The following is a 15773-nucleotide window of genomic DNA, read 5'->3' as shown; positions in this document are numbered from 1 at the left end:
ATCGCCCGGATGCACATCGAATTAATCGCACTCCTCCCGCACGGGACGACCACTCGATTTGGCGTGACCGCTGCGGTCATGCCGTTGTTCGCGCATCGGTGCCGCTGATCAATTGAATCGCCGCCCCATCCCGGCCTAATGTAGTTAGCGAAGCAAACAAAAGCCGGGACAGCTCCCCTTTCCCACCTGGAGCGGCGATGATGATGAATTCCGCACCGAGCACCGAAGGCAGGTCCGGCCCGCTGGCCGGCGTCCGCGTGATCGACATGGCCACCGTGGTGATGGGCCCCTACGCCGCGCAGATCCTCGGCGACCTCGGCGCCGACGTGATCAAGATCGAGTCACCGAAGGACACCGCGCGCTTCGGCACCCTGCACCGCACGCCCGGCATGACGCCGCTGGCCCTCAACGTCAACCGCAACAAGCGCAGCGTCAAGCTCAACCTCAAGGACGACGCCGGCCGGGAACGCGCGCTGGAGCTGATCGGCAGCGCCGACATCCTGATCACCAACATGCGGATCGGCGCCCTGCGCCGCCTGGGCATGGACTACGAGAGCCTCGCCGCCGCCAACCCGCAGCTGATCTACGCGCACGCGCAGGGCTTCCGCCCCGACTCCGACCGCGCCGACCTCGCCGCCTACGACGAGACGGTGCAGGCGGCCTCCGGGCTGCTGGACGTGGCGCAGCGCGCCGGAGACATCGGCGAACCGGTGGTGCTGCCGAGCATCTTCGCCGACAAGGTCGCGGCGCTGACCATCGCCTACTCGGCGCTCGCGGCGCTGGTGCACCAGCGGGCCACCGGGCGGGGCCAGCTGGTCGAGGTGCCGATGGCCGACACGCTGCTGGCGTTCAACCTCGTCGAGCACCTGCAGGGCCGCACCTTCGAGCCGCCGATGGGCCCGACCGGGTTCGCGCTGTCGATGAACAAGGGCCACCGTGCGCGCCCCACCAAGGACGGCCTGGCCATGATCATCCCCTACTCCCCGCAGAACTACCGCGACCTCTTCTGCGCCGCCGGCCGGCCGGACCTGGCCGAGGACCCGCGGGTCAACGGCGAGTTCGTCGACGCCCGCCGCGACGGCGAGGCGATCTCCGAACTGGTCGAATCGGTCACCCCGAGCCTGACCACCGAGGAGTGGATCGAGGTGTGCACCAAGCACAGCATCCCGGTCGGCCCGGTGCTCCGGCTCGACGAGGCGGCCGACGACCCGTACGTCCGCGAAGGGCACCTGCTGGACGTCGCCGAGCACCCCAGCGAGGGCAGCTACCGCGTCGTCGGGGTGCCGATGAACTTCTCCGCGACGCCGGCCTCGGTCCGCAGGCACGCCCCGCTGCCCGGCCAGGACACCGAAGAGGTCCTCGCCGAACTCGACGCGCGGAGGCTCGCATGACCGCCCCGAACACCGCGGTGCAGACCGAAACCGTCGGCTCCGCGCTCGTGATCACCATCAACCGCCCGGCGGCGCGCAACGCCATCGACGCCGCCGCGGCCCACGGCATCGCGGCCGCCATCGACGAGCTCGACGCCAACCCCGACCTGCGCGTCGGCGTGCTGACCGGCGCGGCAGGCACCTTCAGCGCGGGCATGGACCTCAAGGCCGCCGCGCGCGGCGAGTCGCCCACCGCGCCGGGCAAGGGCTTCGGCGGCCTCACCGAGGCCGAGACCGGCAAGCCGCTGATCGCCGCGGTCGAGGGCTACGCCATGGGCGGCGGGTTCGAGCTGGCGCTGGCCTGCGACCTGGTGGTCGCCGCCGAGGGTGCGCGGTTCGCGCTGCCCGAGGTCAAGCGCGGGCTGATCGCCGGTGGCGGCGGCGTGATCCGGCTGCCGAAGCGGATCCCGCACCACCTGGCGATGGAACTGCTGCTCACCGGCCGCGCCATCGACGCGGCGCGGGCCCGCGACCTCGGCCTGGTCAACCGGCTGGTGGCCGACGGCGAGACCGTCCCGGCCGCGCTGGAGCTCGCCGCCGAGGTCGCCGCGAACGCGCCGCTGGCGCTGGCCGCGGTCAAGAACGTCGTCCGGCTCGCCGACGGCATCTCCGACGCCGAGGCGTTCACGTTGCAGCGCAACGAAACCCGCGCCCTCCGGGAGTCCGCGGACTTCGCCGAAGGAGTCCGGGCGTTCACCGAGAAGCGAACTCCGAAGTGGACGGGGCGATGAACCGCGAACAGATCCTGCGCAGCCTCAACACGCCGCTGACCAGCCCGGCCTACGCGCCGGCCGTGGCGAGGTACACCGACCGCGAGTACCTCAACATCGTCTACCGCACCGATCCCGAGGCGCTGCGGGCGGTGGTCCCGGAGCCGCTGGAGTTCGACGAACCGCTGGTGCGCTTCGAGGTCATGAAGATGGGCGACGTCACCTCGTTCGGCCCGTACGTCGAGGCCGGGCAGGCGATCCCGGTGCGCCTCGGCGACGAGCACGGCGAATACCTGCACGCCATGTACCTCGACAACTTCCCGGCCACCGCGGCCGGTCGCGAGGCCAGCGCCTTCCCGAAGGTGATGGGCAGCCCGGCGCTGTACGCCGATAACGCCGCGCTGGTGGGCACCCTGGACTGCGGCACGCTGCGGGTCGCGACCGCGACGATGGGCTACAAGCACCACCCGCTGGACCTCGACGCGGCCAGGGCGCAGATCACGACGCCCAGCTACATGCTCAAGATCGTGCCCGGCTACGACCACCGGCCGCGCGTGTGCGAGCTGGTGCGCAGCCAGATCACCGACGTCGTGGTGAAGCAGGCCTACACCGGCCCGGCCCGGCTGCAGCTGTTCGAGCACGTGCTCGCGCCGGTGGCGGACCTGCCGGTGCGCGAGATCGTCTCGGCGAGCCACATCCTCACCGACCTCACCCTGGGCGGCATCGAGCCCGTCCACGACTACCTGGCCTGACCGGGAGGACATCATGAATCCACAATGGACGAAGGTGGCGGTCGTCGGGGCCGGGACCATCGGACTGTCCTGGGCCGCGCTGTTCGCCTCGCGCGGCATCGAGGTGCGCATCAGCGATCCGCGCGATGACCTCGCCGACGTGGTGCGCGACGCGATGCCGATGCTGGCCGCGAGCATTCCCGGCGCCGACGCCGAAGACCTGCTCGGCCGCATCCGGCTCACCGGCGACCTCGCCGAGGCCGTCGCGGATGCCGAGCTGGTGCAGGAGAACGGCCCGGAGCGGCTGGAGTTCAAGCAACGGCTGTTCGCCGACATCGCCCGCCTCGCGCCGGAGAACGCGACGCTCGCGTCCTCCAGTTCCGGCATCATCGCCTCGGCGATCGCCGCCGAACTGCCCGACGAGGTGGCCGCCCGGCTGCTCATCGCCCACCCCTTCAACCCGCCGCAGGTGGTGCCGCTGGTCGAGATCGTGCCCGGCGAGCGCACGGCGGAGCCGGTCGTGGCGGCCGCGATCGAGTTCTACCGAGCGCTGGGCAAGACCCCGGTGCGGCTGCACAAGGAGATCCCCGGCTTCGTCGCCAACCGGCTGCAGAGCGCGATCATGCAGGAGTCGATCTTCCTGGTGCAGGACGGAGTCGTCCGCGCCGACGAGCTCGACGAGGTGATGAAGGCGTCGCTCGGCGGCCGCTACGCGGCGGTCGGCCCGTTCGAGAGCTTCCACCTCGGCGGGGGCCCCGGCGGGATCCGGCACATGATGGCCCACCTCGGCGTGGGCATGGCGGAACGCTGGAAGGACCTCGGCCACCCGGAGCTGACGTCGCAGACGATCGCCGCCATCGCCGACCAGACCGAAGCGGCCTACGGCGCAGGCCCCGAGGCGTACCGGGGGCGCTCCGAACTGCGCGACCGCAAGCAGAACGCGCTCAACACCGCACTGCACGACATCGAGCACAACTGATTTGAGGATCATCGCAATGCCCAAGCCCGCCAATGCAAATCCTGACTTCTTCGGCTTCTACGACCTGCTGAGCGAGTCCGAGCGCGCCGAGCTCGCCGAGATCCGCGCGTACCTGGAGCGCGAGATCAAGCCGCTGGCCAACGCCGCGTGGGACAAGGCCGAGTTCCCGTTCGAGGTCGTCGAGAAGTTCGCCAAGCTCCAGCTGGCCGGCTACCAGTACCCCGAGTACGGCGACGGGAAGCAGCGCAGCCCGCTGTTCACCGGATTCCTCAGCCTGGAGCTGAACCGGATCGACCCGTCCCTGGCGGTGTTCTCGGGTGTCCACACCGGACTGGCGATGGGCAGCATCTACAACGGCGGCGACCAGGAGCAGCGGGACCGCTGGATCCCGGACATGGCCGACATGACCAAGATCGGCGCGTTCGCGCTGACCGAGCCGGAGGGCGGCTCCGACGTCGCCGGCGGCATGCGCACCACCGCACGACGCGAGGACGGGGAATGGGTGCTCAACGGCGCGAAGCGCTGGATCGGCAACGGCACGTTCGCCGACCTCGTCGTGGTGTGGGCGCGTGACGAAGCCGATGACCAGGTCAAGGGATTCGTCGTCGAGAAGGGCACGCCCGGCTTCACCGCCACCAAGATCGAAGGCAAGATCGCGCTGCGCACCGTGCAGAACGCCGACATCGTGCTCGAAGACGTCCGCATCCCGGAGGCCAACCGGCTGCAGAACATCAACAGCTTCCGGGACACCGCCAAGGTGCTGGCCAAGACCCGCGGCGGCGTGGCGTGGCAGGCGCTGGGCGTGGCGGTCCGCGCCTACGAGCTGGCCCGCGAGTACGCGGTGCAGCGGGTGCAGTTCGGCAAGCCGATCGGCGGGTTCCAGATGATCCAGGACCTGCTGGTGAAGATGCTCGGCAACGTCACCGCGATGTTCGGCATCGTGGTGCGCCTCAACGAGCTGGTCGCGCAGGGCCGCGGCGGCGCGGAGCAGGCGGCACTGGCCAAGGCGTTCACCACCACGAAGATGCGCGAGGTGGTGGCTTGGGCGCGAGAGCTGTTCGGCGGCAACGGAATCGTGCTCGACTACGAGGTCGCGAAGTTCTTCTCCGACGCGGAAGCGGTCTACTCCTTCGAGGGCTCCCGCGAGATGAACACCCTGATCGTCGGCAAGTCCATCACCGGCCTCAGCGCCTTCGCCTGATCGCCGTCGCCTGAGCGGCTCCGGTCCCGTGAGCGCTTTGGGGTGCCATAGCGCCCCAAAGCACTCACGGGTGCCTACTTCCTATGTCCGGCCGAATGCGCTCATCCTCGTTCGCGCCCCGAGCCGGACCAGCGCCAGCACGGCGGCGGCACCGACGAGGGAGACGACGCCGGTGAGGACGGCGACGTGGTTCCAGCCGGACAGCCGGGCGGCGATGTCGTCGTTCGGGGCGGCGGCGAGAACACCGACGACGGTGACGCCGATCGAGGCGCCGACGTAGCGGGTGGTGTTGTTCATCCCGACCCCCACCGCGGCCCGGTCGGGCGGGACGGTCGCCGTGGCCTGCCGTCCCAGACCGGCGTTGAGCACGCCGGTGGCGACGCCTGCCACGAGAAGGCCGGGGATCAGCTGGCCTGCGGTCGAATCCGCGCCGAGCCCGGTGAGCATCAGCAGGCCGATGCCCGTGACCGCGAGCCCGATCGCCAACTGCGCCGTACCGGTCAGCCGTGCGACGAGCCGGCGGCTGAGCACGGCCGAAACAGCGCTGGTGCCGGACCACAGCCCGAGCAGGGCACCGGCCTCCAGGGTGCTCATCCCCATGCTGGTGACGAGGAAGGTGCAGGCGAACGACATCAGTGCGATCACACCGGCGCCGGTGACCGCGGCCGCCATCGTGGCCGCCGCGAAGTCACCTCGGCGGAACAGCGCGAACTCCACCATCGGCGACCGGCTCCGCAGCTGGCTGATGGCGAAAGCCGTCAACGCGACCGCCGCACCGCCGGCGCAGGCCAGCGCCGGCACGAGTCCGCCTTGGCGCACTTCGACCAGCGCGACCAGCAGCAGCCCCAGCCCGCCGGTCATCAGCGCGGCGCCGAGCAGGTCCAGGCGCCGGCCCGGGATCACCGCCGTCTCGGGGAAGCACCACCGCGAGGCGATGGCGATGCCCACGCCGACCGCGGCCAGCAGCCAGTACGGTTCGCTCCACAGGCCCGCGAGATCGAACAGGCCGGTCATCAGCGGGCCGAGCGCGATGCCGAGGCCCATGCTCGCGCCCCACCAGCTGGCCGCCGCCGAGCGGGCCCGGGCGTCGCTGTTCACCGCTGCGACGAGCCCCAACCCGGTAGCGATGACACCGGCCGCGCCAACGCCTTCGACGAGCCGCCCGATGACGAATTGCGTCACCGTGGCCGAGGTGGCGCACACCGCGGAGCCGACCGCGAACACGTACGCGCCGAGTTCGAAGACCCGGCGGCGGCCGGACTGGTCGGCCAGCGCGCCCGCGGTCAGCAGGCTCACCGCGAGGCCGGTGCTCATCGAGCTCAGGATCCACGTGGTGGCTCCCGGTCCGGCGGCCAGCGCGCCGGTGAGCGTCGCCGCATTCCCCAGCGGACCCGAGTAGGCCAGCATCGCCCCGAACGTGCTCAGCGACGTCAGGACGAGCGCCGCCGCGAAGGACCCGCTCGCACCGCCGGTGCGCCGGTTCGTGGCATCGCGAAGACTTAGTCTGTTCACCAGACCATAGTTGCACGGCGATGGTCTGGTGAACAGACCGCATCGCGGTACAATCGCGTCGTGGCACTCGGAACCGGATACGACCAGCAGGGTTGCTTCCTAGCCCGCGCACTGGAAGTGGTCGGCGAGCGCTGGACCCTCCTGATCCTGCGCGACTGCTTCTACGGTGTGCGGCGCTTCACGGACCTGCGCGAGCACCTCGACATCTCCCGAGCCGTGCTCACCGACCGGCTCGACACCCTGGTCGAGGCGGGCGTGCTGACCCGGGAAGATGCGGGCGGACACCCGGAGTACCTGCTCACCGAGGCCGGCCGGGCGCTGTGGCCGGCGATCTTCGCCCTGGCCAAGTGGGGCGAGCGGTACACCAGCGGGCCGCACCCCGCCCGGATCTTCAGCCACGCGGCATGCGACGCCGACATCGACGAGTCCGGACGATGCCCCGCGTGCGGCCGGCACCCGGCCCCCGACGACCTCGTCGTCCGCCTCGGCCCCGGAACGAACGCGATGCACCGCAGCGACCGCGTAGCCCGAGCCCTGCAGAACCCCCACCGAATGCTGACCCCGATCGGCACCGCGACCGACTGATCGGCCGGGGCGCCGCGCCGGCGCGAACCGAACCGGGCCCGCCGCGAGACCGCAGTGGACCCGCTCAACCGGGTCGCGCAAAATACCCCATCACTGCACGCAGAACTCGTTGCCCTCCGGCGCAGACCAGGCGATCTGGCCGCAGGTGACGCGAAGGAGGTCGAGTTTTCCGGCGTCGGTGGTGCCGGTTGCTGCGGTGTAGGTGACCATGCGGAGGTCTGCGCCCGGGACCAGGAGAACGTCGCAGTCAAGCCGGATCTCGCCGACGTTCGGGTGGTGGATCGTCTTCTGCTCGCTCCTGTGCTGGGCAGCGGACTCCGTGACCCAGTGGTGCGCGAAGGCTTCCGATTCCGCACGGAGGTCTCGGACGAGGCGGTTGAGCCGGGCGTCGGCGGGATAGCGGGAGACGGCGTCTTTGAGGTCGGCGACGATCGACGCTTCGAAGACGTCGAGTCCGCGTTCGGTCTCAACGGGCGGCAGGGCGGGGCCATTGCCGAACAAGGCTCGGGCGAGGTTGCGTTGCTCGACCGGGAGCGCGGAGGGATCGCCGTTGAGGGCGCACCACATGGCGTTCCACCACACCAGCGTCCAGTCCGCCGTGAACACGCCGATCGGGACGTCGCCGAGGCGCACGGCGAGCCGCTGGACGCTCGCGGGAATGTGGGCGCTGATCGTGCCGTCCTGCGGCGGCAGGAGTCCGGCGCTGCGGTAGAGCTGGTCGCGTTCGGTCCGGGAGAGCTGCAGGGCTCGGGCGAGGGCGCCGACGACCTGGGCGGAGGGGTTCTTCGCGCGGCCCTGCTCCAGACGCAGGACGTAGTCGACCGAGAGTCCGGCCAGCTGGGCGAGCTCCTCACGCCGCAGTCCGAGCGCACGCCTGCCGCTCGTCGCGGTGAAGCCGGCGTCGACGGGTGAAAGCCGGTCGCGCCAGCCGTGGAGGAGCTCGCCGAATGCAGACATGAGTCCATTCTGGCGGCGCAGCGATCGTTGAGCCTGGGTACTGCGAGTCCTAGGGACATCCAAGCCACTGGCCGGCGGCGGCGCGTGCGAGGAAATTCGGTGTGCACCAACCAGCACGGGAGCCTTCCATGCAGCACACCATCGTGATGACCGGCGCGAGCCGCGGTATCGGCCGGATCGCCGCCGAGCACATCCTGCGCCAGTCGCCGGACACCCATCTCGTTGTCGTCGCCCGCGAATCCACCGGCACGCAGTTCGGCGGCAACGTCTCGTACGTCGTGGCGGACCTGAACTCGCTGAAGAGCGTCCGATCGGCCGCTGCCGAGATCCGGGACCGGCTCGACCGCGGTGACCTGCCGCCGCTGCGCCACTTCGTGGGCAACGCAGGCATCCAGTACACCAACAACCTCACCGAGGGCCCCGAGCGGATCGAGTCGACGTTCATGGTGAACGTGCTCGCCAACCACGTGTTCGTCCGCACGCTCGAAGACCGCTTCGCCGGCAGCGGCCGGATCGTGGTCACTGTCAGCGACACGCATTTCGGCGATCTCAAACACAACATGGGCATGGTGCCCGGCCCGGCATGGGACTCACCCGATGTCCTCGCCCGGACGCGTGCATTCCCCAAGCCCGAGACCGCAGCCGCAGGGCGTACCGCGTATTCGACCAGCAAACTGGCCGCGATCTACCTGGTACACGAGTACGCGCGCCGTCTGCCCGCCGGGATCGACGTCATCTCCTACAACCCTGGCTTCGTCCCCGGCACCGGTCTCGCCCGCAACGCTGGTCCCATCGACCGCTTCCTGATGCGCAGAGTCCTGCCACTGCTGGCTTTCACACCGTTCGGCACCCACCGCGACGATGCAGGCCGCTACCTCGCCGAGGTCGTCCTGGGCAGCACGCAAGCCCCGACCGGTTCCTACATCGACCGCGACAAGGCGACCCGCTCCGCGGAAGAGTCCTACCACCCGCAGCGTGAACAGGAACTTTGGGACGCCGCCGAACGACTAATCGCCCTTGATCCGGCGGGAAGATCGTCTACGGAGCTGTGTCACTGCACGCAGAACTCGTTGCCCTCGGGATCACGCAGGACGATGCAGTAGCCGTTGGGTTCGCCCACCTCGCGCAGGTAGGTGGCCCCCGCTGCCTTGAGGCGCTCGACGTGCTCGGCGATGATCCGGCGGCGCTCGGCGGTCTTGTCGAGCGCCAAGCCGCGTTGGCTGACGTTGACGTCGAGGTGCACCCGGTTCTTCGCCGTCTTGCCCTCGGGCACGCGCTGGAAGAAGATCCGCGGCCCGTCGCCCGCCGGATCCATCACCGCGGCGAAGGCGTCCCACTTCTCCTCCGGCAGCCCGATCTGCCGCCCGAACTGCGCCCACGACTCGAATCCCGGTGGCGGCGGCTGGAGCTCGTACTCCAGCGCAACAGCCCAGAACGCCGCCAGCCGCGCCGGATCGCGGGCATCGAAGGTCACCTGAAACGCCAGGCCCATCACGACCACCTCCGACGCGGACCGTAGCGTCGGGCACCGACAGATCAGACGGCCGCCAGGACGACGTCGGTCTGCGGGAAATCATCTCCGACGCAGAGCAGCGGCCGCCCGGTCACGCAAGCGACCGCGTAGGTCAGGCAATCGCCGAAGTTCAGCCCCGCCGGGTGCCGCCCCTTCCCGAATCGCTCGTAGGCCTCGACCGCGACCTTCCAGTGCTGCGCCCCGCAGTCGACGACCTCGACGCCCACCTCCTCGAAGAAGCGCGCGAGCAAGGTCCGTCCGACCACGCCGAGCCGAGCGGCGAGGACGATCCCGGTTTCGGCGGCGGTCGGCCCGCCGACGCCCACCTCGTCCGCCTGCGCGAGCGACTTGAGCAGGTGCTCATGGCCGTCCTCCTTGAGGAGGACGGCCACGATCGCCGAACTGTCGAGGATCACACGCCCTCCGGCCCGTAGCCGAGAATCGCCTCGCGTTCCGCCCGGGTGACCGGCCGCCCCAGCTCGGAATGCGGCACCTGCGGCCAGGCCTCGTGCTCCAGGAACCTCTTCAGCCGGGCTTCGCGGTCGGCCCGGCGAGCCTGCTGCAGGAGCCGTTCGAGGCGTTCCTCCAGCGATTGCCGAATCGCACCCGTCTTCGTCTCGCCCGCCAGCTCGGCAACCTTGGCGGCCAGCTCCTCGGTCCGCCCATCCTTGATGTTGAGCGCCATGACACCATGGTACCAACTACGGCACCTTTACACCATTCACGGGAGCTCAGTGTTCCAGTCCAGCCAGTCCGCAGGGTCTCCGTCGGGCGGGACGTCGGCGTGGCGCCGGCTCAGCCGTTCGACCTCTTCGGGGCGTTCCGCATGCTCGGGGGCGAATGCTGCGCTCAGCTGCGCGCTGCGGGCGGTGTTGCGCTCGACCCTCGGCCTTCGGAGCCGTTCGTAGCCCTCCAGGCTCCCGTGGTCGCGCAGGGCCTTGGCCAGGACCACGGCGTCCTCGACCGCCATCGACGCACCCTGGCCGGTGGCCGGGGATGCCGCATGCGCCGCGTCGCCGATGAGCAGCACACGGCCGTTGCGCCAGCGCGGCGTCGGCACGAGGTCGTGGGCGTTGGTGGCGAGCACGGTGCCGGTGGCCGCGACGATGTCCGCCGCCGGAGTCGCGTCCGGGCGCAGTGCTGCGAGCAGCCGGTCCCGCATGGCCTCGGCGCTTTCCGCGCCGTCCAGCGGCGGTGCCGGCAGCCGGCTGAACCAGTACGTCCGCCCTTCCGGCGAGACCGCGTAACCGAAGGCGCTGCGACTGCCCCGGATCATCTCGATGCGCGCGGGCTCGTGCGGCGGCGCGGCGCGGTCTGCGTAGCCGTAGAAAACCTGCTGGCCCACGTACCGCTTCGGCACGGGGTCGACCAACGGGCGCACCGCCGAGTTCAGCCCGTCGGCGCCGAGGAGCAGATCCCCCGCGACCTCCCGGCCGTCGGCGAAGCGCGCCACCACTCGGTCGCCGTCCTGCTCAGCGCCGACGAACCGCGCGCCGTGCTCGATGGGCAGACCTCGGCGGCGGGCCTCCGCCCGCAACGCCTCGCACAGGTCGGCACGGCGCAGGCAGCGGAACTCACCATCCAATGTGGACACTGCGGCCTCGGTGCCGTCGCTGCCGGTGAGCCGCAGCGAGGTCAGCGGGAAACCCGCCGCCGGCACGACGCCGATCTGGCGCAGCGCCAGCAACCCGTTGGCCGCCACCGTCAGGAACGCCCCGATGTCCGCGCCGCTGTCCGGATGCGCCTCGTGCACGCTCACGCCGAACCCGGCCTTGGCCAGCGCCAGCGCGGCCGACGTGCCCGCGATCCCGCTCCCGACGACGACCACGTGCATGGCGACTCCCCAGCTGCCGGCCCGACGATTGCTCGCTTGCGATCACCGTAGTCCGGCTCGCAGGACCGCCGTCGGGCCGGCGGATCGGCCGAGAGCCCCGGCAAGCACGTCCGCCACCGAGATCGGGACGGTCGCCGCGACCGCCGGACGCGCCGTCACTCGATGCCGGCGGCGTCCATGCCGCGGATCTCCTTCTTCAGGTCGTGGATCTCGTCGCGCAGCCGCGCCGCAAGCTCGAACTGCAGCTCGCGGGCCGCGTTCATCATCTGGTCGTTGAGCTGCTGCACCAGGTCCGCCAGCTCCGCGCGCGGCATCGACTTGATGTCGCGGTCCTCCAGCAACCCGGCGCTGGCCACCGACTCCCCGGTCGGCTTCTTGCCGCGCGAGACGTTGCGGCCGGAACCGCCGACGGCCACCGACTCCTCGGTGTCCTCGGACTCGGAGTACACCCGGTCCAGGATGTCGGCGATCTTCTTGCGCAGCGGCTGCGGGTCGATGCCGTGCTCTTCGTTGTAGGCCATCTGCTTGGCGCGGCGACGGTTGGTCTCGTCGATGGCGTGCCGCATCGAGTCGGTGATCCGGTCCGCGTACATGTGCACCTGGCCCGACACGTTCCGGGCCGCGCGACCGATCGTCTGCACCAGGCTGGTGCCGGAGCGCAGGAAGCCCTCCTTGTCGGCATCCAGGATCGACACCAGCGAGACCTCCGGCAGGTCCAGGCCCTCGCGCAGCAGGTTGATGCCGATCAGCACGTCGTACTCGCCCAGGCGCAGCTGCCGCAGCAGCTCGACCCGTCGAAGCGTGTCCACCTCGGAGTGCAGGTACCGCACCCGGATGCCCAGTTCGAGCAGGTAGTCGGTGAGGTCCTCGGCCATCTTCTTGGTCAGCGTGGTGACCAGCACCCGCTCGTCGCGCTCGGCGCGCTCCCGGATCTCGTGCACCAGGTCGTCGATCTGGCCCTCGGTGGACTTGACGATCACCTCGGGGTCGATCAGCCCGGTCGGGCGGATCACCTGCTCCACGAACTCGCCGCCCGCCTGCGCCATCTCGTACGGGCCCGGCGTCGCCGACAGGTACATCGTCTGGCCGATCCGGTCGGAGAACTCCTCGAAGGTCAGCGGCCGGTTGTCCAGCGCGCTGGGCAGCCGGAAGCCGTGCTCGACCAGGGTCCGCTTGCGGGACGCGTCGCCCTCGTACATGCCACCGATCTGCGGCACCGTGTAGTGCGACTCGTCGATGACCAGCAGGAAGTCATCCGGGAAGTAGTCGATCAGCGTCGCCGGCGCCGACCCGGCGGGGCGGTCGTCGATGTGCCGGGAGTAGTTCTCGATGCCGGAGCAGAACCCGACCTGGCGCATCATCTCGATGTCGTACTGGGTGCGCATCCGCAACCGCTGGGCCTCCAGCAGCTTGTTCTGCTTCTCCAGCAGACCCAGCTGCTCCTCCAGCTCGGCCTCGATGCCGCGAATGGCCTTGTCCATCCGGTCCGGGCCGGCCACGTAGTGCGTCGCCGGGAAGATCCGCAGGTCGCGCACCTCGCGCACGACCTCGCCGGTCAGCGGGTGCAGGTAGTGCAGCCGGTCGATCTCGTCGCCGAAGAACTCCACGCGCACCGCGAGCTCCTCGTAGGCCGGGATGATCTCCACGGTGTCACCGCGCACCCGGAACGTGCCGCGGGCGAACGCGATGTCGTTGCGGGTGTACTGGACGTCCACCAGCGCGCGCAGGAACACGTCGCGGTCGATCTCGCCGCCGACCTCCAGCGGGATGGCCCGGTCCAGGTACGACTGCGGGGTGCCCAGGCCGTAGATGCAGGACACCGACGAGACCACCACGCAGTCGCGGCGGCTGAGCAGGTTCGACGTGGCGGAGTGGCGCAGCCGCTCGACGTCCTCGTTGATCGACGAGTCCTTCTCGATGTAGGTGTCGGTCTGCGGGACGTAGGCCTCGGGCTGGTAGTAGTCGTAGTAGCTGACGAAGTACTCGACGGCGTTGTCCGGGAAGAAGCCGCGCAGCTCGTTGGCCATCTGGGCGGCCAGCGTCTTGTTCGGCTCCAGCACCAGGGTGGGCCGCTGGATGCGCTCGATCAGCCAGGCCGTGGTCGCCGACTTGCCCGTACCGGTGGCCCCGAGCAGCACGACGTCCTTCTCGCCGGAGTTGATCCGGCGCTCCAGGTCCGCGATCGCCTGCGGCTGGTCACCGGCGGGCTGGTAGTCGCTGACCATGCGGAACCGGCCGTCGGCCCGCGGGATGTCGCTGACCGGCCGGAACTCGGAGCGGGCCAGTACGGGGTACTCAGTCGCGAATGCCACGACAACCAATGTACGAGCCCACCCCGACATCGTGTCGCGTCACGGGGTGCTCAAACGGCCACCAGGGCAGATAATGGATTGCGTCACCCCAGTGCAGGAGGTGGTGTGATGTCGAGCAGCGCACCGATCGCTGGGCATCCGGATCTCACCGAGATGCGCCTGCGCTACGAGCGGGCGGCGGAAACTCCGACCGCTCAGGTGGCGGACGGCTTCACCGTGCTCGGTGGCCTGTTCGTCGCATTGTCGCCGTGGATCACCGGCTTTCACGCAATGACGCCGTCGTTGACGCTGAACAACCTGGTCACCGGTCTGACCGCGACCGTTCTAGGGCTCTCGTTCGCGGCCGCCTACCACCGCACGCACGGCATCGCCTGGACTGTTCCGGTGCTGGGTGTGTGGACGATCGTGGCCGTATTCATCATGAGCGGCACCGCCATCACGACCAGCAGCGTGCTGTGCAACGTGATCGGCGGAGCGGTCCTGATCCTCGCGGGTTTGGGCACGATGGCTCCGGCCTACGCCACCCGCGCGACGACCTGACCCCGACCGATCGGAGGTGACGGAACACAAGTGGTGAAGGAATAGCGGGCGCGACGACCTTCGGACGCCGCGCCCGCCCGCATACAGTGGCAGGGTGACCACGCAGCGCGAGATCGCCGAACAGCTCGGCCTGCCCGTTCACCCGCCGAAGGTCGAGGTCTTCGACCTCGTGGCGAACACCAACACCGACCCCAAGGGCCACGTGCGCCCCGTGACGCACTACGCGCGCGAGCCCTTCGGCCTCTACCTGGCCCGTCCGATGCCCGGGCATCCCCGCATCGCCGCCCTCGAATCCTGGCTGCTGCCCTCGCTGGGGCTGCGCGTGACCCGCTGGTACTGGCATCCCGGCCACGAAGACGACGTGGACTTCTACATCGACGTGGCGGACGTCGAGCCGGGCGAACGGCAGTGGCGGACCGTCGACCACTACCTGGACATCGTGGTGCGGGACGGGCGCGCGGCGGAACTGCTGGACATCGATGAATTCGTGATCGCGGTGCGCGCGGAACTGCTCGATCCGGAAACCGCGGAACGCGCGATGCAACGCGCCTGCGCCGCCGTCGACGGCCTCGCGAGGCACGGGTACGACCTGCCGAAGTGGTTGCGCGACAACGGAATCGAGCTGTCGTGGCGTGGGCAACCCGTCCAAGATCCCGTACCGGACCAGCGGACGCTACCGCCATCCCGGTGATGATCCCACCACGCACCGAATCGATATTCGACGAGCTCTGAAAAGTTACGTTAAAAACTGGTGCTGTCGATCTTTCAACGCTGTTTTCCCGTTACTGTCTGACGCCGTGAGCGCTGCGATTTCACCCCAACTGGTTGAAGTTATCGACGTCTTCAGCTCGCAGCGTAGGCAGTCGTCCGGTGTCGTCGCGCCGCTGGAGGTCTGCCACGTCGAGCGCTGGGGACTCTCGGTGGAATGCCCGACACCGGACGCGGCGGACCACGCCGCCGAGATCACCTGGCTGCTGCCCGACCTCGGGCTGCGGCTGACCCGCTACCGCCCGCGCCGCAGGCACTCCCGCCGCGGGCCGAGCCTGCTCACCGCGGTCCACATCGAGCGCGAAACCCGCTCGTGGACCACCACCGACCTGCTGCTGGGCCTGGAGGTCGAAGAGCACGGTCGGCCGCGGATCACGCGCGCGGCCGAGTTCGCCGCCGCTGTCGGCAACGGCCTGATCCGGCTCAGCGAAGCCGACTACGCGCTGCGCACGGTGCACCGCACGCTCGACGAGGTGACCCGCCACCGGGACATCAACCAGTGGCTGGCCCACCGGGGCATCTTCGACATCTGGTGACCAGAACCGCATCGCCGTGCGGATCCGAGGCCGGTGGGCGATTTCGCGCGAAATCAGCGCCTGGCACGCCTGGCGGGCGGCGATTTCGCGCGAAATCGCCACCCCCCCCCCGCCCAAGAGGAGAAGGGAACCAAAGTAAAACAATAAACCCGGGGGCCCACACAG

General features: G+C 69.8%; 17 protein-coding genes. 10 read left to right on the top strand and 7 right to left on the bottom strand.

Translation table 11 applies throughout. The features are described from left to right. Positions 1–197 precede the first annotated feature (197 nt). The 5 genes from ACWEV3_RS35745 to ACWEV3_RS35725 are packed head-to-tail and all read left to right on the top strand — an operon-like array spanning position 198 to position 5051. Positions 198–1391 (top strand): CaiB/BaiF CoA transferase family protein, encoded by a 1194-nt coding sequence (locus ACWEV3_RS35745; protein ID WP_452618143.1) that lies wholly within the window; start codon positions 198–200, stop codon positions 1389–1391. After that, positions 1388–2161, top strand: a complete 774-nt coding sequence (locus ACWEV3_RS35740) for a crotonase/enoyl-CoA hydratase family protein (RefSeq protein ID WP_452618142.1) — start codon at positions 1388–1390, stop codon at positions 2159–2161. The genes ACWEV3_RS35745 and ACWEV3_RS35740 overlap by 4 nt, the downstream gene beginning before the upstream one ends. Next, entirely contained in the window at positions 2158–2892 is a 735-nt protein-coding gene (locus tag ACWEV3_RS35735) for an acetoacetate decarboxylase (RefSeq protein ID WP_452618141.1), read from the top strand. The genes ACWEV3_RS35740 and ACWEV3_RS35735 overlap by 4 nt, the downstream gene beginning before the upstream one ends. 13 nt (positions 2893–2905) lie before the next feature. Beyond that, positions 2906–3850 (top strand): 3-hydroxyacyl-CoA dehydrogenase NAD-binding domain-containing protein, encoded by a 945-nt coding sequence (locus ACWEV3_RS35730; protein ID WP_452618140.1) that lies wholly within the window; start codon positions 2906–2908, stop codon positions 3848–3850. A gap of 16 nt (positions 3851–3866) precedes the next feature. Then, positions 3867–5051 (top strand): acyl-CoA dehydrogenase family protein, encoded by a 1185-nt coding sequence (locus tag ACWEV3_RS35725; RefSeq protein ID WP_452618139.1) that lies wholly within the window; start codon positions 3867–3869, stop codon positions 5049–5051. A gap of 81 nt (positions 5052–5132) precedes the next feature. Here ACWEV3_RS35725 and ACWEV3_RS35720 read toward each other — a convergent pair whose 3' ends face one another. After that, positions 5133–6563 carry an MFS transporter gene (locus ACWEV3_RS35720; RefSeq protein ID WP_452618138.1) on the bottom strand — a complete coding sequence of 477 codons (1431 nt, stop codon included), beginning with the start codon at positions 6561–6563 and terminating at the stop codon, positions 5133–5135. 60 nt (positions 6564–6623) lie between these two features. Between ACWEV3_RS35720 and ACWEV3_RS35715 the strand changes: the two genes are divergently transcribed. Then, complete coding sequence (locus ACWEV3_RS35715; RefSeq protein ID WP_452618137.1) at positions 6624–7148, top strand: winged helix-turn-helix transcriptional regulator; 525 nt, start codon at positions 6624–6626, stop codon at positions 7146–7148. 90 nt (positions 7149–7238) lie between these two features. Here ACWEV3_RS35715 and ACWEV3_RS35710 read toward each other — a convergent pair whose 3' ends face one another. Then, the gene (locus tag ACWEV3_RS35710) at positions 7239–8105 is read right to left on the bottom strand and encodes a helix-turn-helix transcriptional regulator (RefSeq protein WP_452618135.1); all 867 of its coding nucleotides are present in this window, start codon (positions 8103–8105) and stop codon (positions 7239–7241) included. Between the two features lie 128 nt (positions 8106–8233). Between ACWEV3_RS35710 and ACWEV3_RS35705 the strand changes: the two genes are divergently transcribed. Next, positions 8234–9208: an SDR family NAD(P)-dependent oxidoreductase gene (locus ACWEV3_RS35705; protein WP_452618134.1), complete on the top strand. Its 975-nt coding sequence runs from the start codon at positions 8234–8236 to the stop codon at positions 9206–9208. On the opposite strand, the gene ACWEV3_RS35700 is transcribed toward ACWEV3_RS35705, so the two are convergent. The 5 genes from ACWEV3_RS35700 to uvrB form a co-directional block, all read right to left on the bottom strand. After that, complete coding sequence (locus ACWEV3_RS35700; RefSeq protein WP_452618132.1) at positions 9157–9597, bottom strand: VOC family protein; 441 nt, start codon at positions 9595–9597, stop codon at positions 9157–9159. The two genes, ACWEV3_RS35705 and ACWEV3_RS35700, sit on opposite strands and share 52 nt — an antisense overlap. Positions 9598–9641: 44 nt before the next feature. Next, a complete protein-coding gene (locus ACWEV3_RS35695; RefSeq protein WP_452618131.1) occupies positions 9642–10034 on the bottom strand; it encodes a type II toxin-antitoxin system VapC family toxin in 393 nt (130 codons plus the stop codon). Further along, positions 10031–10303 carry a type II toxin-antitoxin system VapB family antitoxin gene (locus ACWEV3_RS35690; RefSeq protein ID WP_452618130.1) on the bottom strand — a complete coding sequence of 91 codons (273 nt, stop codon included), beginning with the start codon at positions 10301–10303 and terminating at the stop codon, positions 10031–10033. Before ACWEV3_RS35690 ends, ACWEV3_RS35695 begins: the two co-directional genes overlap by 4 nt. Positions 10304–10339: 36 nt before the next feature. After that, complete coding sequence (locus tag ACWEV3_RS35685) at positions 10340–11452, bottom strand: FAD-dependent oxidoreductase (RefSeq protein ID WP_452618129.1); 1113 nt, start codon at positions 11450–11452, stop codon at positions 10340–10342. Positions 11453–11607: 155 nt separating this feature from the next. Beyond that, a complete protein-coding gene (gene uvrB, locus ACWEV3_RS35680; protein ID WP_452618128.1) occupies positions 11608–13764 on the bottom strand; it encodes an excinuclease ABC subunit UvrB in 2157 nt (718 codons plus the stop codon). Between the two features lie 108 nt (positions 13765–13872). Between uvrB and ACWEV3_RS35675 the strand changes: the two genes are divergently transcribed. The 3 genes from ACWEV3_RS35675 (at position 13873) to ACWEV3_RS35665 (ending at position 15608) form a co-directional block, all read left to right on the top strand. Then, on the top strand, positions 13873–14304 hold the full coding sequence (locus ACWEV3_RS35675) for an SPW repeat protein (protein ID WP_452618127.1): 432 nt from the start codon (positions 13873–13875) through the stop codon (positions 14302–14304). Positions 14305–14398: 94 nt separating this feature from the next. After that, positions 14399–14995, top strand: coding sequence for a DUF402 domain-containing protein (locus ACWEV3_RS35670; protein ID WP_452618126.1), 597 nt, complete (start codon positions 14399–14401; stop codon positions 14993–14995). A gap of 106 nt (positions 14996–15101) precedes the next feature. Next, positions 15102–15608, top strand: a complete 507-nt coding sequence (locus ACWEV3_RS35665) for a hypothetical protein (RefSeq protein WP_452618125.1) — start codon at positions 15102–15104, stop codon at positions 15606–15608. Positions 15609–15773: the final 165 nt, after the last annotated feature.

The organism is Saccharopolyspora sp. NPDC003752 (genome assembly GCF_053605825.1).
Note: the sequence above shows the minus strand (reverse complement) of the source record. Positions and strands in the feature narration are given on the sequence as shown.

What these genes read in the sequence shown, in the direction of transcription:
- ACWEV3_RS35700 (WP_452618132.1), bottom strand. Translation starts at nt 9,597, where the DNA reads ATGGGCCTGGCGTTTCAGGTGACCTTCGATGCCCGCGATCCGGCGCGG.
- ACWEV3_RS35740 (WP_452618142.1), top strand. Translation starts at nt 1,388, where the DNA reads ATGACCGCCCCGAACACCGCGGTGCAGACCGAAACCGTCGGCTCCGCG.
- ACWEV3_RS35725 (WP_452618139.1), top strand. Translation starts at nt 3,867, where the DNA reads ATGCCCAAGCCCGCCAATGCAAATCCTGACTTCTTCGGCTTCTACGAC.
- ACWEV3_RS35675 (WP_452618127.1), top strand. Translation starts at nt 13,873, where the DNA reads ATGTCGAGCAGCGCACCGATCGCTGGGCATCCGGATCTCACCGAGATG.
- ACWEV3_RS35690 (WP_452618130.1), bottom strand. Translation starts at nt 10,303, where the DNA reads ATGGCGCTCAACATCAAGGATGGGCGGACCGAGGAGCTGGCCGCCAAG.
- ACWEV3_RS35730 (WP_452618140.1), top strand. Translation starts at nt 2,906, where the DNA reads ATGAATCCACAATGGACGAAGGTGGCGGTCGTCGGGGCCGGGACCATC.
- ACWEV3_RS35705 (WP_452618134.1), top strand. Translation starts at nt 8,234, where the DNA reads ATGCAGCACACCATCGTGATGACCGGCGCGAGCCGCGGTATCGGCCGG.
- ACWEV3_RS35745 (WP_452618143.1), top strand. Translation starts at nt 198, where the DNA reads ATGATGATGAATTCCGCACCGAGCACCGAAGGCAGGTCCGGCCCGCTG.
- ACWEV3_RS35735 (WP_452618141.1), top strand. Translation starts at nt 2,158, where the DNA reads ATGAACCGCGAACAGATCCTGCGCAGCCTCAACACGCCGCTGACCAGC.
- ACWEV3_RS35685 (WP_452618129.1), bottom strand. Translation starts at nt 11,452, where the DNA reads ATGCACGTGGTCGTCGTCGGGAGCGGGATCGCGGGCACGTCGGCCGCG.
- ACWEV3_RS35710 (WP_452618135.1), bottom strand. Translation starts at nt 8,105, where the DNA reads ATGTCTGCATTCGGCGAGCTCCTCCACGGCTGGCGCGACCGGCTTTCA.